Annotated in this window: 14 protein-coding genes; 6 read left to right on the forward strand and 8 right to left on the reverse strand. The window is 62.5% G+C overall.

Annotation, left to right across the window (positions count from 1 at the left end):
- Positions 1-12 precede the first annotated feature (12 nt).
- From rng to mreB, 5 genes are all read right to left on the reverse strand, one after another.
- On the reverse strand, positions 13-1470 hold the full coding sequence (gene rng, locus C7A17_RS05910; RefSeq protein ID WP_106737143.1) for a ribonuclease G: 1458 nt from the start codon (positions 1468-1470) through the stop codon (positions 13-15).
- Positions 1471-1517: 47 nt separating this feature from the next.
- Complete coding sequence (locus C7A17_RS05915) at positions 1518-2111, reverse strand: Maf family protein (RefSeq protein WP_106737144.1); 594 nt, start codon at positions 2109-2111, stop codon at positions 1518-1520.
- Positions 2112-2322: 211 nt separating this feature from the next.
- Entirely contained in the window at positions 2323-2811 is a 489-nt protein-coding gene (gene mreD, locus C7A17_RS05920) for a rod shape-determining protein MreD (protein WP_106737145.1), read from the reverse strand.
- Entirely contained in the window at positions 2811-3812 is a 1002-nt protein-coding gene (mreC, locus tag C7A17_RS05925; protein ID WP_106737146.1) for a rod shape-determining protein MreC, read from the reverse strand. Before mreC ends, mreD begins: the two co-directional genes overlap by 1 nt.
- 131 nt (positions 3813-3943) lie before the next feature.
- Entirely contained in the window at positions 3944-4981 is a 1038-nt protein-coding gene (gene mreB / locus C7A17_RS05930; protein ID WP_013714086.1) for a rod shape-determining protein MreB, read from the reverse strand.
- 238 nt (positions 4982-5219) lie between these two features.
- Between mreB and gatC the strand changes: the two genes are divergently transcribed.
- The 5 genes from gatC to C7A17_RS05955 all read left to right on the forward strand — a co-directional run bounded on the left by gatC (position 5220) and on the right by C7A17_RS05955 (position 9329).
- The gene (gene gatC, locus C7A17_RS05935) at positions 5220-5507 is read left to right on the forward strand and encodes an Asp-tRNA(Asn)/Glu-tRNA(Gln) amidotransferase subunit GatC (RefSeq protein ID WP_106737147.1); all 288 of its coding nucleotides are present in this window, start codon (positions 5220-5222) and stop codon (positions 5505-5507) included.
- Positions 5508-5523: 16 nt separating this feature from the next.
- Positions 5524-6975, forward strand: coding sequence for an Asp-tRNA(Asn)/Glu-tRNA(Gln) amidotransferase subunit GatA (gene gatA, locus C7A17_RS05940; RefSeq protein WP_106737148.1), 1452 nt, complete (start codon positions 5524-5526; stop codon positions 6973-6975).
- Positions 6976-6986: 11 nt separating this feature from the next.
- Positions 6987-8435, forward strand: a complete 1449-nt coding sequence (gatB, locus tag C7A17_RS05945) for an Asp-tRNA(Asn)/Glu-tRNA(Gln) amidotransferase subunit GatB (RefSeq protein ID WP_106737149.1) — start codon at positions 6987-6989, stop codon at positions 8433-8435.
- A gap of 72 nt (positions 8436-8507) precedes the next feature.
- A complete protein-coding gene (locus tag C7A17_RS05950) occupies positions 8508-8933 on the forward strand; it encodes a septal ring lytic transglycosylase RlpA family protein (protein WP_106737150.1) in 426 nt (141 codons plus the stop codon).
- A gap of 18 nt (positions 8934-8951) precedes the next feature.
- Positions 8952-9329 carry a carboxymuconolactone decarboxylase family protein gene (locus C7A17_RS05955; RefSeq protein WP_106737151.1) on the forward strand — a complete coding sequence of 126 codons (378 nt, stop codon included), beginning with the start codon at positions 8952-8954 and terminating at the stop codon, positions 9327-9329.
- 63 nt (positions 9330-9392) lie between these two features.
- Here the strand turns inward: C7A17_RS05955 and C7A17_RS05960 are convergent, their stop codons facing one another.
- From C7A17_RS05960 to C7A17_RS05970, 3 genes are all read right to left on the reverse strand, one after another.
- Positions 9393-10334, reverse strand: coding sequence for an AEC family transporter (locus C7A17_RS05960; RefSeq protein ID WP_106737152.1), 942 nt, complete (start codon positions 10332-10334; stop codon positions 9393-9395).
- A 338-nt stretch (positions 10335-10672) separates the two neighbouring features.
- Positions 10673-11233 (reverse strand): response regulator transcription factor, encoded by a 561-nt coding sequence (locus tag C7A17_RS05965; protein WP_106737153.1) that lies wholly within the window; start codon positions 11231-11233, stop codon positions 10673-10675.
- 15 nt (positions 11234-11248) lie between these two features.
- Positions 11249-12502 (reverse strand): ATP-binding protein, encoded by a 1254-nt coding sequence (locus C7A17_RS05970; RefSeq protein ID WP_106737154.1) that lies wholly within the window; start codon positions 12500-12502, stop codon positions 11249-11251.
- Between the two features lie 340 nt (positions 12503-12842).
- On the opposite strand from C7A17_RS05970, the gene C7A17_RS05975 reads away from it, so the two are divergent.
- Positions 12843-13556 carry an SIMPL domain-containing protein gene (locus C7A17_RS05975; RefSeq protein ID WP_106737155.1) on the forward strand — a complete coding sequence of 238 codons (714 nt, stop codon included), beginning with the start codon at positions 12843-12845 and terminating at the stop codon, positions 13554-13556.
- The last annotated feature ends 150 nt before the right edge of the window (positions 13557-13706 follow it).

Genomic DNA, 13706 nt, shown 5'->3' on the forward strand with positions numbered 1-13706 from the left:
GGCTTCCCGCACTCAGAGCAGCACCACATCGTACTGTTCCTGGGAATACATGCTTTCCACCTGGAACTTGATGGTTCGCCCGATGAAGGCTTCAAGATCGGCGACGTTCCCTGACTCTTCATCGAGCAGACGGTCGACCACCTTCTGGTTGGCCAGCACGCGGTAGCTCTCGGCCTGATAGGCGCGAGCCTCACGCAGGATCTCGCGGAAGATCTCGTAGCAGATGGTTTCCGGGGTTTTCAACTTACCGCGCCCCTGGCAGGCGCTGCATGGCTCGCAGAGAATCTGCTCGAGGCTCTCGCGCGTGCGCTTGCGGGTCATCTGCACCAGGCCGAGTTCGGTAATGCCGATGATGTTGGTCTTGGCGTGGTCGCGTTCGAGCTGTTTCTCCAGGGTGCGCAGCACCTGGCGCTGGTGCTCCTCGTCTTCCATGTCGATGAAATCGATGATGATGATCCCGCCCAGGTTGCGCAGGCGCATCTGCCGCGCGATGGCCGTGGCCGCCTCCAGATTGGTCTTGAAGATGGTTTCTTCCAGGGTGCGATGGCCGACGAAGGCGCCGGTGTTGACGTCGATGGTGGTCATCGCCTCGGCCGGATCGACCACCAGGTAGCCGCCGGACTTGAGCGGCACCTTGCGCTCCAGTGCGCGCTGGATTTCATCCTCGACGCCATACAGGTCGAAGATTGGCCGTTCGCCCGGGTAGTGCTCCAGTCGGTCGGCGATTTCTGGCATCAGTTCAGCGACGAACTGCGTGATTTTCTGGAAGGTTTCCCGCGAATCCACGCGAATCTTCTCGGTGCGCAGGCTGACCAGATCACGCAGGGTACGCAGCGCCAGCGACAGATCCTCGTAGATCACCACCGGCGCCTTGGCGTTCTGGATCTGCGCGGCGATCTGATCCCACAGGCGGCGCAGATAACGAATGTCGATGAGAATCTCGTCGGCACCAGCGCCTTCGGCCGCAGTGCGCAGAATGAAGCCTCCGGCCTCCTCGATTCCCTCGGCTGCCACGCAATCGGCCACCACCTGCTTGAGGCGGTCGCGCTCGGCCTCGTCCTCGATCTTCAGGGAAATGCCGACATGGCTGGTACGCGGCATGTACACGAGGTAACGCGAAGGAATCGACAGCTGCGTGGTCAGGCGCGCGCCCTTGCTGCCGATCGGATCCTTGGTCACCTGCACTACCAGGCTCTGCCCTTCGTGCACCAGCGCACTGATCGGCTCGACCGCAGCACCTTCACGGGTGGAGATTTCCGAAGCATGGATGAACGCGGCGCGTTCCAGGCCGATGTCGACGAACGCCGCCTGCATGCCCGGCAGTACGCGCACCACCTTGCCTTTATAGATGTTGCCGACGATGCCGCGCTTTTGCGTGCGCTCGACGTGCACTTCCTGCAGCACGCCGTTTTCCACCACGGCCACGCGCGACTCCATCGGCGTGATATTGATCAGAATCTCTTCGCTCATGCATCCGTCCTGATGGATTCGTTGCCAGCCGCGGGCGGCAATTTCAATTAGTTCGCGGTTTCCGATTGCCAGCAGGCAATGCCGAAGTCGCCCAGCATCTGCGCCGTTTCACACAATGGCAGCCCGACTACCGCCGAATAGCTGCCCTCTATACGGCTGACGAACACCGCCGCCAGCCCTTGAATACCATAACCGCCCGCCTTGTCGCAGGGTTCTCCGCTGGCCCAGTAGGCAGCGATTTCCGCCTCACTGAGATCACGGAAAGTAACCTCACTGCATACCACCTGAGCGGCTTCGGCCTGGCGACTGACCAGCGCCACAGCTGTCATCACCTGATGACTACGACCAGAAAGGCCGCTCAGCGTGCGGCGAAAATCCTCGTAATCCAGCGGCTTGCCGAGAATTCGGCCATCGAGCACCACAGCCGTATCGGCCCCCAGCACCACCGCATCGTCCGCCCCCAGCGCAGCCAGGCCAGCGCGTGCCTTTTCCAGCGCCAGACGTTCTACATAGGCTGCGGCGGGCTCATCAGGCAAGGGGGTTTCATCTATCGAAGCGATTTGCGTGACGCATGGCACAGCGATCTGAGCCAACAGTTCACGACGACGGGGCGAAGCGGAGGCCAGGAAGAGCGTGGCCATGAGAATTCTCCCTACAGGCCGTTGAAAAACTACCTACGTTGGCAATACTGCGTTAAAAACAGCCTCGCGTGCGAGCCCAGTCAAAATGCTCATTTAGCACACCTAAACTGCGCTTTTTCGGCTGTTTTTGCCTTGTCTTGCCTGTCTCGCCTACGTTTTTCAACGGCCTGTTATCGGACGAGTCTCGGCCCGGCGTACCCCGTGGCCGATCTCAGTTGACGTTCAGGCGGCGATGCAGCCCGCGCAGGAAACCGCAGATCCACGGCCAGAGCAGTGCGCTGACCAGCGCAGGTAAGACGAAGGCCAGCGTGGGCGGACGGCTGCCGGTCAGGGCATTGAGCCATAGCTGTACCAGCTGAGCCAGGCCGAACACCACCATCAGCACCATGCTCTGCTGCCACATGGGGAACATGCGCAGGCGCTGATGCAGGCTCAGCACCAGAAAGGTGATCAGGGTCAGGATCAACGCATGCTGCCCAAGCAGCGTACCGAACAGTACATCCTGCGCCAGCCCCAGCACCCAGGCGGTGGTCATGCCGACACGGTGCGGCAATGCCAATACCCAGTAGGTCAACACCAGTGCCACCCAGAGCGGCCTACCGATCTGCATGAACTCGGGTAGTGGCGAAACACTGAGCAGCAGCCCAAGGGCCAGGGTCAGCCAGATCACCCAACCATTACGCGCCTGTATGCCGACCATCAATTGGCCTCCTGTACGGGGGCCGCTTCAACCGGTGCTGCCGGCTCGGCGGGAGCAGGCGTAGTACCTGAAGCCTGCTCGCCCTGCTGCACCTGTTCGGCTTCGCGATCCGCCGCTTCCTGGGCTTCGGCCGAGTCATTGGCACGCTGCTCCGGTGTGCGCCGGTCGGAAAACACCAGCAGCAGGTAGCGACTGCGGTTCAACGCCGCAGTCGGTACGGCCCGGACGATGGCGAAGGGCTGCCCGGAGTCGTGGATCACTTCCTTGACCGTGGCCACCGGATAACCCGCCGGGAAACGCTGACCCATTCCGGAGCTGACCAGCAGATCGCCTTCCTTGATATCGGCCGTGTCGGCCACGTGACGCAACTCCAGACGTTCCGGGTTGCCAGTGCCGACAGCGATGGCACGCAGGCCATTGCGGTTGACCTGCACCGGAATGCTGTGGGTGGTATCGGTCAGCAGCAGCACCCGCGAGGTGTAGGGCATGATCTCGACCACCTGGCCCATCAGGCCGCGGGCATCGAGCACCGGCTGACCGAGGAACACTCCGTCCTTCTCGCCCTTGTCGATGAGAATGCGATGGGTATAGGGATTGGGATCGACACCAATCAGTTCACCGACCAGGACTTCCTCATCCACCAGCGCCGACGAGTTGAGCAATTCGCGCAAGCGCACGTTCTGCTCGGTGAGAGTGGCGAGTTTCTGCAGCCGGCGCTGCAACAGCAACGCTTCGGCCTTGAGCTTCTCGTTCTCGGCCATCAGCTCACTGCGCGAGGAAATCTGCTGCGTGGCGCCATCCCAGGCACGCACCGGCAGATCGGCCAACCAATAGAAGGGCGTGAGTACCAGGCCCATCTGACTGCGCGCCGACTTGAGCGCATCGAAACGCGCATCCACCACCATCAACACAGCCGAAAGCACGGCCAGCACCAGCAGGCGGATGCCCAGCGAAGGACCTTTGGCGAAGAGCGGCTTAATGGCCGACTCCTTGTGTGCCACGAGGGCGGAAAGCGCGCGAATTCATGCGAAAGGCAAACCGGTCAGGCGAAGGTTGGGCCGAGTGTACTGCAATGCTCGAATATGCGAGTGCCGCCCGGAGGCGGCACGACAGCGAGCCACGGATGGAAGGCTTACTCGGTGGAGAGTAGATCCATCGCATGGCGATCCATCATTTCCAGCGCCTTGCCGCCGCCACGGGCGACGCAGGTCAGCGGGTCTTCGGCGACGATCACCGGCAGGCCGGTTTCCTGGCTCAGCAGCTTGTCCAGGTCACGCAGCAACGCACCACCGCCAGTCAGCACCAGACCGCGCTCAGCGATGTCCGAGGCCAGCTCGGGAGGCGATTGCTCCAGCGCGCTCTTGACCGCCTGAACGATGGTTGCCAGGGATTCCTGCAGCGCTTCGAGCACTTCATTGGAGTTCAGGGTGAAGCTGCGCGGTACGCCTTCGGCCAGGTTACGGCCACGTACGTCGACTTCACGGATCTCGCCGCCCGGGTAGGCGGTGCCGATTTCCTGCTTGATACGCTCGGCGGTGCCTTCACCGATCAGCGAGCCGTAGTTGCGGCGCACGTAGGTGATGATGGCTTCGTCGAAACGGTCGCCACCAACACGGACGGACTCGGCATAGACCACACCGTTGAGGGAGATCAGGGCGATCTCGGTGGTGCCGCCGCCGATGTCGACGACCATCGAACCACGGGCTTCCTCGACCGGCAGCCCGGCACCGATAGCTGCGGCCATCGGTTCTTCGATCAGGAACACTTCACGTGCACCAGCGCCCAGAGCGGATTCGCGGATGGCACGGCGCTCGACCTGGGTCGATTTGCACGGCACGCAGATCAGTACGCGCGGCGATGGCTGCAGGAAGCTGTTCTCATGAACCTTGTTGATGAAGTACTGCAGCATCTTCTCGCAGACGCTGAAGTCGGCGATGACGCCGTCCTTCATCGGGCGGATGGCAGAAATGTTGCCCGGCGTACGGCCGAGCATGCGTTTGGCTTCGGTACCGACGGCCACGACGCTCTTCTGGTTGCCGTGGGTACGGATAGCGACCACGGACGGCTCATTCAGGACGATACCGCGCTCGCGCACATAAATAAGGGTATTGGCAGTGCCCAGGTCGATCGACAGATCGCTGGAAAACATGCCACGCAGTTTCTTGAACATTAGGAAGGGACCCTAGGCAACGCGTGGGTGAAGGCCAGGCGCGCAAAACGCGCAGGTAAAAAGTGCGGCAAACTCTAACAACGGCAGGGATTTTGAGCAAGGCGGCAATATGGTAGATTGCCTGTTTTTCCGGGCCTTGCAGCCGCACATCGCGGCCTTTGACCGCCTGCTCGCGACATCTGTTCCCTGCGACCTGCATACCGAAGCCCACCTTTCACTCTTCCACTGGAGAACCCCGATGGCGCTTGAACGCTCCGAGGTGGAAAAAATCGCCCACCTGGCCCGCCTGGGTCTGAACGAAAGCGATATTCCGCAAACCACCGAAACCCTGAACAACATCCTCGGCCTGATCGACCAGATGCAGGCCGTCGATACCCAGGGCATCGAACCCCTGGCTCACCCGCTGGAAGCCACCCAGCGCCTGCGCGCCGACGTGGTTACCGAGAGCAACCAGCGCGACGCCTACCAGGCCATCGCCCCGGCCGTGGAAAGCGGCCTGTACCTCGTGCCGAAAGTCATCGAATAAAAGGAAAAGGGTTCCCATGCATCAACTGACCCTCGCCGAGATTGCCCAAGGCCTCGCCGCCAAGCAGTTTTCCGCCGAAGAGCTGACCCGCAACCTGCTGGCGCGCATCGCTCAGCTCGACCCGCAGCTCAACAGCTTCATCACCGTTACCGAAGATCTGGCCATTGGCCAGGCCAAGGCCGCCGACGCCCGCCGTGCCGCCGGCGAGAACGGCGCCCTGCTCGGCGCGCCGATCGCCCACAAGGATCTGTTCTGCACCAACGGCGTGCTGACCAGTTGCGGCTCGAAGATCCTCACCGGTTTCAAGGCCCCCTATGACGCCACCGTGGTCGAGAAACTCGCCACTGCCGGTGCCGTAACGCTCGGCAAACTGAACATGGACGAGTTCGCCATGGGCTCGGCCAACGAATCCAGCCACTACGGCCCGGTCAAGAACCCCTGGGATCTGACTCGCGTGCCTGGCGGTTCCTCGGGCGGCTCGGCGGCGGCGGTCGCTGCACGCCTGCTGCCGGCCGCCACTGGCACCGACACCGGCGGCTCGATCCGCCAGCCGGCCGCACTGACCAACCTCACAGGCATCAAACCGACCTACGGCCGTGTTTCGCGCTGGGGCATGATCGCCTACGCCTCCAGCCTCGATCAGGGCGGCCCGCTGGCCCGCACCGCCGAGGACTGCGCCCTGCTGCTCGGCGCCATCGCCGGTTTCGACCCGAAGGATTCGACCAGCGTCGATCAGCCAGTCGATGACTATCTGGCCGCCCTCGCCCAGCCACTGGCCGGCCTGCGCATCGGCCTGCCGAAGGAATACTTCGGCGCCGGCCTCGATCCGCGTATCGGCGAGAAGGTGCTGGCCGTGGTCGAAGAGCTGAAAAAGCTCGGCGCCACTGTCAAGGAAATCAGCCTGCCGAACATGCAGCACGCCATCCCGGCCTACTACGTGATCGCTCCGGCGGAAGCCAGCTCCAACCTGTCGCGCTTCGACGGCGTGCGCTTCGGCTACCGCTGCGAGAACCCGAAAGACCTCCAGGATCTGTACAAGCGCTCGCGTGGCGAAGGCTTCGGCGCCGAAGTGAAGCGCCGTATCATGGTCGGCACCTACGCGCTGTCCGCCGGTTACTACGATGCCTACTACATCAAGGCTCAGCAGATCCGCCGGCTGATCAAGAACGACTTCGTCGCCGCCTTCAAGGACGTCGACGTGATCCTCGGCCCGACCACGCCGAACCTGGCCTGGAAACTCGGCGAGAAGAACGCCGACCCGGTTTCCGCCTACCTGGAAGACATCTACACCATCACCGCCAACCTGGCCGGCATCCCCGGTCTGTCGATGCCGGCCGGCTTCGTCGATGGCCTGCCGGTGGGCGTGCAGTTGCTCGGCAACTACTTCCAGGAAGGTCGTCTGCTCAATGTCGCGCACCAGTACCAGCAGGTCAGCGACTGGCATAAACAAGCACCGAGCGGCTTCTGAGGACGATAAAGATGCAGTGGGAAACAGTCATCGGGCTCGAGATTCACGCTCAGCTCAGCACCCAATCGAAGATTTTCTCGGCCAGCGCCACCACCTTCGGCGCCGAGCCCAACACCCAGGCCAGCCTGGTCGACCTCGGCATGCCCGGCACTCTGCCGGTGCTCAACGCCGAAGCCGTGCGCATGGCCTGCCAGTTCGGCCTGGCCATTGACGCCGAGATCGCCGAGCGTAACGTCTTCGCGCGCAAGAACTACTTCTACCCGGATCTGCCGAAGGGCTACCAGACCAGCCAGATGGATCACCCCATCGTCGGCAAGGGCTTCCTCGACATCACTCTGGAAGACGGTACCGTCAAGCGCATCGGCATCACCCGCGCGCACCTGGAAGAAGACGCCGGCAAAAGCCTGCACGAAGACTTCCAGGGCATGAGCGGCATCGACCTGAACCGCGCCGGCACACCGCTGCTGGAAATCGTTTCCGAGCCGGACATTCGTTCCGCCAAGGAAGCGGTGGCTTATGTGAAGGCCATCCACGCACTGGTGCGTTACCTGGGCATCTGCGACGGCAACATGGCCGAAGGCTCGCTGCGTTGCGACTGCAACGTCTCGGTGCGCCCCAAGGGCCAGGCCGAGTTCGGCACCCGCGCCGAGATCAAGAACGTCAACTCCTTCCGCTTCATCGAAAAGGCCATCAACCATGAAGTGCAGCGCCAGATCGAGCTGATCGAGGACGGCGGCAAGGTGGTGCAGGAAACCCGCCTGTACGATCCGAACAAGGATCAGACCCGCTCCATGCGCAGCAAGGAAGAAGCCAACGACTACCGTTACTTCCCCTGCCCCGACCTGTTGCCGGTGGTCATCGAGCGCAGCTTCCTCGACGCACTGCGCGCCGAGCTGCCCGAGCTGCCGCCGCAGAAGCGCGAGCGTTTCGAAAGCCAGTTCGGCCTGTCCACCTACGACGCCAGCGTACTGTCTGCCAGCCGCGAGATGGCCGACTATTTCGAAGCGGTCGAGAAGACCTGCGGCGACGCCAAGCTGTCGGCCAACTGGGTGATGGGCGAGCTGTCCAGCCTGCTCAACAAGGAAGGCCTGGAGATCGAGCAGTCGCCGGTGTCCGCCGAGCAACTGGGCGGCATGATCCTGCGCATCAAGGACAACACCATCAGCGGCAAGATCGCCAAGATGGTCTTCGAAGCCCTGGCCGCCGGTGAAGGCGCCAGCGCCGACGAGATCATCGAGAAGAAGGGCCTCAAGCAGGTCACCGACTCCGGCGCCATCGAGGCGATGCTCGACGAGGTGCTGGCCGCCAACGCCGAGCAGGTCGAGCAGTACCGCGCCAGCGACGAAGCCAAGCGCGGCAAGATGTTCGGCTTCTTCGTCGGTCAGGCCATGAAAGCCTCCAAGGGCAAGGCCAACCCCGGGCAAGTGAACGAACTGCTGAAGAAGAAGCTCGAAGGCTGAGTCGAACCGTCTCGCTTGCTTACGAAACGACGCCGGGCTTGCCCGGCGTCTTTCCATCAGGAGAACCCCGCGATGGCCACCCGTAGCCCGGATGCAATCCGGGAATTCTCACTACCCCGGATAGCCTCCGGGCTACAGACATACGCTCTGCTCGGCGTACTCGCCCTGCTCACCGGCTGCTCTACCTTTGGCGGCGGTGGCAGTGGCGCCAGCGAAAGTGGCAAGGCGTCCTACTATGGTGATCGCCATCATGGACAGAAGACCGCCAGCGGCGAGCGCTTCAACCAGAATGCGCTGACCGCCGCACACCGCAGCCTGCCCTTCGGCACCCGAGTGCGCGTCACCAATCTGAACAACGAGCGCAGTGTGGTGGTGCGCATCAACGACCGCGGCCCGTTCGTGCGCGGGCGCGTCATCGATGTCTCTCGCGCCGCCGCTGAGCGCCTGGACATGCTGCGCGCCGGCGTGGTGCCGGTACGCATCGAAGCACTGGACTGATACGAGGATGCAAACGCAATGAGCGACACACATGACCAAGGCTTGAAAGTCCGCCGCGAGGTGATGGGCGACGCCTTCGTCGACCGCGCCCTGGGTAATGCCACCGAATTCACTCAGCCGTTGCAGGATTTCGTCAACGAGCATGCCTGGGGTGGCGTGTGGACGCGCAGCGGCCTGCCGCGCGCGACCCGCAGCCTGATCACCCTGGCCGCACTGACCGCGTTGAAGTGCCCGCAGGAGCTAAAAGGCCACGTGCGTGGCGCCCTGAACAACGGCTGCACCGTCGAGGAAATCCGCGAAACCCTGCTGCACTGCGCCGTTTACGCTGGCGTGCCAGCCAGCATCGACGCCTTCCGCGCCGCCCAGGAAGTCATCGAGGAATATCAGAGCAAATGAAACGCAGGGCAGGTACGACCGCCATTAGCACGCTGGCGGGTTACCCCTGCCCTACGCCCGATCCTAGATCCACCCGCCCCACTGCAGGATCAGCAGGCCGATATTGGTGGTGACCACCGCCGCCAGCGTGGTGATCACGATGATCGCCGCAGCCAGCTCATGGTTGGCACCGACGGCACGCGCCATGACGAAACTGGCCGCTGCCGTCGGGCTGGCGAAATAGAGGAAGAGAATCGCCAGGTCGGCATCACGAAAGCCCCACAACCAGGCCCCCAGCGTCGAGATCAGCGGCAGCCAGACCATTTTCATCAGGCTGGAGCCGACGGCGACGCCACTGCTGCGGCGCAACGAGTTGAGGCTGAGCGTACCGCCGATACAGATCAGCGCCAGCGGTAGGGTCATCTGCGCGAAATACTGCCCTGAGGTCATCAGCCAGGCTGGCAGCGGAATCTGCCAGTAGGCGAAGGGAATCGCCGCCAGCACACCGATGATCAGCGGATTGGTCACAATGCTCTTGCTGATGGCCAGCACACCGGTCTTCGCACCCGGGCTGTAGATGGCCAGGACGATGGCCGAGAGCACGTTGTAACAGAGGATCACCACGCCACCGAGCACCGCGCCCAGCGACAGGCCGTAGTCGCCGTACATGCTAGTGGCCAGCGCCAGACCGACGATACCGTTGTTACCGCGAAACGCGCCTTGGGTGTAGATACCGCGGTCGACGTGCGGCACTCGCCAGATCGCCCATGCCCAGGCGATGGCGAAGCACACCAGCGTGGCGATCACGAAGAACAGCAGCAACTCGGGTTGCAGCGCCGCACTCAGGTCGGCCTTGACGATGCCGATGAACAGCAGGGTCGGCATGGTGCCGCGAAACACCAGGCTGGACGCGGTTTCGATGAAGGCGTTGTCGATCCAGTGCAGGCGCTTGAGAGCCACGCCGAGAAACAGCATGGCGAATACGGGTGCAGTAATGGCGAGGGTTTGCTGGATGACGGCGAACATCACGGCACCGAAAGGTCGTCTGACAACCTATGTTAGCCGGCTAAGCATTTTCCGGCTATGGGCAATCATCGCGGCGGCCCAGGATTCAGGCGCTCTGGGCTATGGTGGACTCAGCGCGCATCGCCAGCCGCTCGTAGCGCAAGTAGGGTGAACCGGGTCGCCGGCCGCTCGTAGCGTAGCGAACAGTCCACCGAGTCCTCGCAGCTCAGGTCACAGCGTGCCAGCGCAACACCAGCAGCGTACTGCTTCGTGACGACGACATGCATGCGGGAGGTGGAACGACGCAGGCAACCAAAGCCGAGCACGCCCTACTCGTTATGAGCCGCTCGCCAAAAGCCTCAGCGGCGAACCGGGCGCTTCTGCAACTTGCGCTGCAGGGTACGGCGGTGCATGCCCAGGGCGCGGGCTGTCGCAGAGATATTGCCTTCGTGCTCGGCCAGAACACGCTGGATATGTTCCCACTGCAGGCGATCCACCGACATCGGGTTTTCCGGTACCAGGCTATCCAGATCGGCATGCTCGGAGAGCAGTGCAGTCAGCACATCATCGGCATCGGCCGGCTTGCACAGGTAGTTGGCGGCCCCGCGCTTGATCGCCTCAACCGCAGTGGCAATGCTGGAATAGCCAGTGAGAAGCACCACGCGCATTTCGGCGTCCAGCTCCAGCAGCTTGGGCAGCAGCACCAGGCCAGAGTCGCCCTCCATCTTAAGATCCACCACCGCGTAATCGGGCAGATCCTCCTTGGCCAGCGCCAGGCCTTCTTCGGCGCTGGACGCGGTGGACACGCGCAGACCGCGACGGCTCATGGCGCGCGCCATGACGCGGGTAAAGGTCGGATCATCGTCCACCAGCAGCAGGTGGGGCTGCTCTTCGCCTTCGAACAGGGATTCTTCGCTCATGCTGGTTTTTCCTTCTCAGGCCACGCCATAGGCTCGCGGCAACTTCAATTCGGTGAGGGTGCCGCCTTCTTCATGGTTATACAACTTAACCGTACCACCGGCGCGGGTCACGCTGGCCTGGCTGAGGAACAATCCCAGGCCGAAACCCTTGCCCTTGGTGGTGAAGAACGGCCGGCCAAGCTGCTCGGCGATGGCCAGCGGCACGCCAGCGCCATGATCACGGATGCTCAGACGCACCCACTGATGATCCCAGTCCAAACGAATGTCGAGCTTGTCCGGACAGGCGTCGGCAGCATTGTTCAACAGGTTGAGCAGCGCCTGGGTGAGATCGGCGGGCGGCATCAGCTTGGGCGGCGTACCGCGCCCCAGGCACTGGTAGCGATAGCTGGCCTCGGGTCGCATCAGGTGCCAGCGATTCAAGGTCGTTTCCAGCCATTCGACACAGGACTGCTCCACCACCGCCTGACGCCGATCATTCTCGGCAGCACGCACCAGTTGCTGCAGGGTGTACTTGCACAGCTTGACCTGCTCCTGCAGCAACGCCAGGTCGTCCTGCAGAGCCGGTTTGTCACGGTATTCCTGACGCAGTTCCTTGAGCAGCACGCTCATGGTCGCCAATGGCGTGCCCAGTTCATGGGCGGCGCCGGCAGCCTGGGTGGCCACGGCCAGCAACTGCTGATCACGCAGGCTTTCCTCACGACGCTCGGCGCGCAGCTCGTCCTGGCGGCGCAGCTCTTCGGCCATCTTGGCGACGAAGAAGGTGATCAACGACGCGGCCAGAGCGAAGCTCAGCCACATGCCATAGACCAGCAGACTCTCGCGCGCGGCGGGCAGCTCCATCGGGTGCGTCCACACCAGCAGCAGGGTATAGCCAGTCAGCGCCATGCCGGAGAGGACGATGGTGAACATCCATGGCAGGGTCGCCGCAGCGATGGTCAGCGGCACCAGATAGTAGGAAACGAAGGGGTTGGTCGAACCGCCCGAGTAGTACAACAGCACACTGTGAATGATCAGATCGCACCCCAGCTGCACCGCGTATTCCACTTCGGTGACCGGCCATGGGCCGCGCAGGCGCAACGCCGTGCCCAAGCACAGCAGCAGGGATATGCCGAGGGTGACCGACAACTGCATCCAGGGCAGCGGCAATATGCCCGACTTGTAGGCGAGCCCCACCGAGCCAGCCTGGGCGGCCAGTACGAGGATACGAATCAGGGTGAGCCGCCAGAGATTCTGGCGGCTGGCGGACAATAACTGCACGGGTTCGAGCATGAAGACTCCATTGAGGGCGCCTCTGAAAACGTAGGCGAGGCAGTCAGCGCAAGGCAAAAACAGGCGAAAAAGCGCAGTTTACGAGCTGTAAATGAGCATTTTTAGCCTGTTTTAACGCTGCGATGACAACGCAGGTAGTTTTCAGAGATGCCCTTGGCTGGAGGCGAGTATAACCAAGCCCGACGCGGCCTTCCGCCGCTGCGTCAACCGGACGCACAGCCGCATGACTAGCGTTTGTACGCCAAACCATAAAAAGATGAACCGCATTTAACCCGAATGGTCACTAGGCTTCGTCTACCCTCGGGAAACGGCCACAAGGCCATCAGAAAAGGAACTGCACATGCGCACCATGCCCCGTATCGCCTCCGCCCTCGCCCTGACCATCGCCAGCCTGGCCAGCACCGGTCTGCTGGCGGACGAGGCTCGCTACAACCAGATTGCCCTGCGCGCCGAGGTCAATCAGGAGGTCGCCCATGACCTGATGCACGTCACTCTCTATACCGAATCGCAGAGCAGCGATCCGGCCAAGCTGGCCGCGGAGATCACCAATACCCTGAACCAGACCCTGGAGCAGGTTCGTCAGGTGAATGGTGTGGCGGTCAAGCTGGGCAGCCGCAACAGCTACCCGGTGTATGACGACAAGGGTCAGAAGATCACTGCCTGGCGCGAGCGTGCCGAGGTGCGCCTGGAGAGTGCAGACTTCGCCCGCCTGTCCACCCTGACCGGTGAGCTGCTGCAGAAGATGAAGATGGGTGGTATGGATTTCAGCATCGCCGGTGACACCCGCAAGACCCGCGAGGACGCCATGCTCAAGGACGCCGTGAATGCCTTCAAGGCCCGCGCGCAACTGGCGACCGAAGCCCTGGGTGGCAAGGGCTACAAACTGGTCAGCCTGAGCCTGAACACCGGCGGCTTTCAGCCGCAGATGGCCATGCGCAACTTCGAGGCCAAAGGCATGGCGATGATGGATGCAGCGCCCACACCGGAAATCGAAGCCGGCACCAGCCAGGTCACGGTAAGCGCCGATGGCGTCATCGAAGTGCAAATGCCCTGATTCACGCCCCGCAACAAAGCAGCGCCGTTGTCGACAGATAACGGCGTTTTGCCATCTTTTCCCTGCACACTTTCATAAATGCGACAGCGACTTATAACGCTGTAGCGCTAACCTTGTTTGCCTCGAAAACGCGCTTGCCTCAGGCACATG

This window comes from Pseudomonas mendocina, from assembly GCF_003008615.1.
In the GTDB taxonomy this organism is placed as follows: domain Bacteria; phylum Pseudomonadota; class Gammaproteobacteria; order Pseudomonadales; family Pseudomonadaceae; genus Aquipseudomonas; species Aquipseudomonas mendocina_C.

What these genes read in the sequence shown, in the direction of transcription:
- gatC (WP_106737147.1), top strand. Translation starts at nt 5,220, where the DNA reads ATGGCGCTTGAACGCTCCGAGGTGGAAAAAATCGCCCACCTGGCCCGC.
- C7A17_RS05955 (WP_106737151.1), top strand. Translation starts at nt 8,952, where the DNA reads ATGAGCGACACACATGACCAAGGCTTGAAAGTCCGCCGCGAGGTGATG.
- C7A17_RS05965 (WP_106737153.1), bottom strand. Translation starts at nt 11,233, where the DNA reads ATGAGCGAAGAATCCCTGTTCGAAGGCGAAGAGCAGCCCCACCTGCTG.
- gatB (WP_106737149.1), top strand. Translation starts at nt 6,987, where the DNA reads ATGCAGTGGGAAACAGTCATCGGGCTCGAGATTCACGCTCAGCTCAGC.
- rng (WP_106737143.1), bottom strand. Translation starts at nt 1,470, where the DNA reads ATGAGCGAAGAGATTCTGATCAATATCACGCCGATGGAGTCGCGCGTG.
- C7A17_RS05970 (WP_106737154.1), bottom strand. Translation starts at nt 12,502, where the DNA reads ATGCTCGAACCCGTGCAGTTATTGTCCGCCAGCCGCCAGAATCTCTGG.
- gatA (WP_106737148.1), top strand. Translation starts at nt 5,524, where the DNA reads ATGCATCAACTGACCCTCGCCGAGATTGCCCAAGGCCTCGCCGCCAAG.
- C7A17_RS05915 (WP_106737144.1), bottom strand. Translation starts at nt 2,111, where the DNA reads ATGGCCACGCTCTTCCTGGCCTCCGCTTCGCCCCGTCGTCGTGAACTG.
- C7A17_RS05975 (WP_106737155.1), top strand. Translation starts at nt 12,843, where the DNA reads ATGCGCACCATGCCCCGTATCGCCTCCGCCCTCGCCCTGACCATCGCC.
- C7A17_RS05950 (WP_106737150.1), top strand. Translation starts at nt 8,508, where the DNA reads ATGGCCACCCGTAGCCCGGATGCAATCCGGGAATTCTCACTACCCCGG.
- C7A17_RS05960 (WP_106737152.1), bottom strand. Translation starts at nt 10,334, where the DNA reads ATGTTCGCCGTCATCCAGCAAACCCTCGCCATTACTGCACCCGTATTC.
- mreD (WP_106737145.1), bottom strand. Translation starts at nt 2,811, where the DNA reads ATGGTCGGCATACAGGCGCGTAATGGTTGGGTGATCTGGCTGACCCTG.
- mreB (WP_013714086.1), bottom strand. Translation starts at nt 4,981, where the DNA reads ATGTTCAAGAAACTGCGTGGCATGTTTTCCAGCGATCTGTCGATCGAC.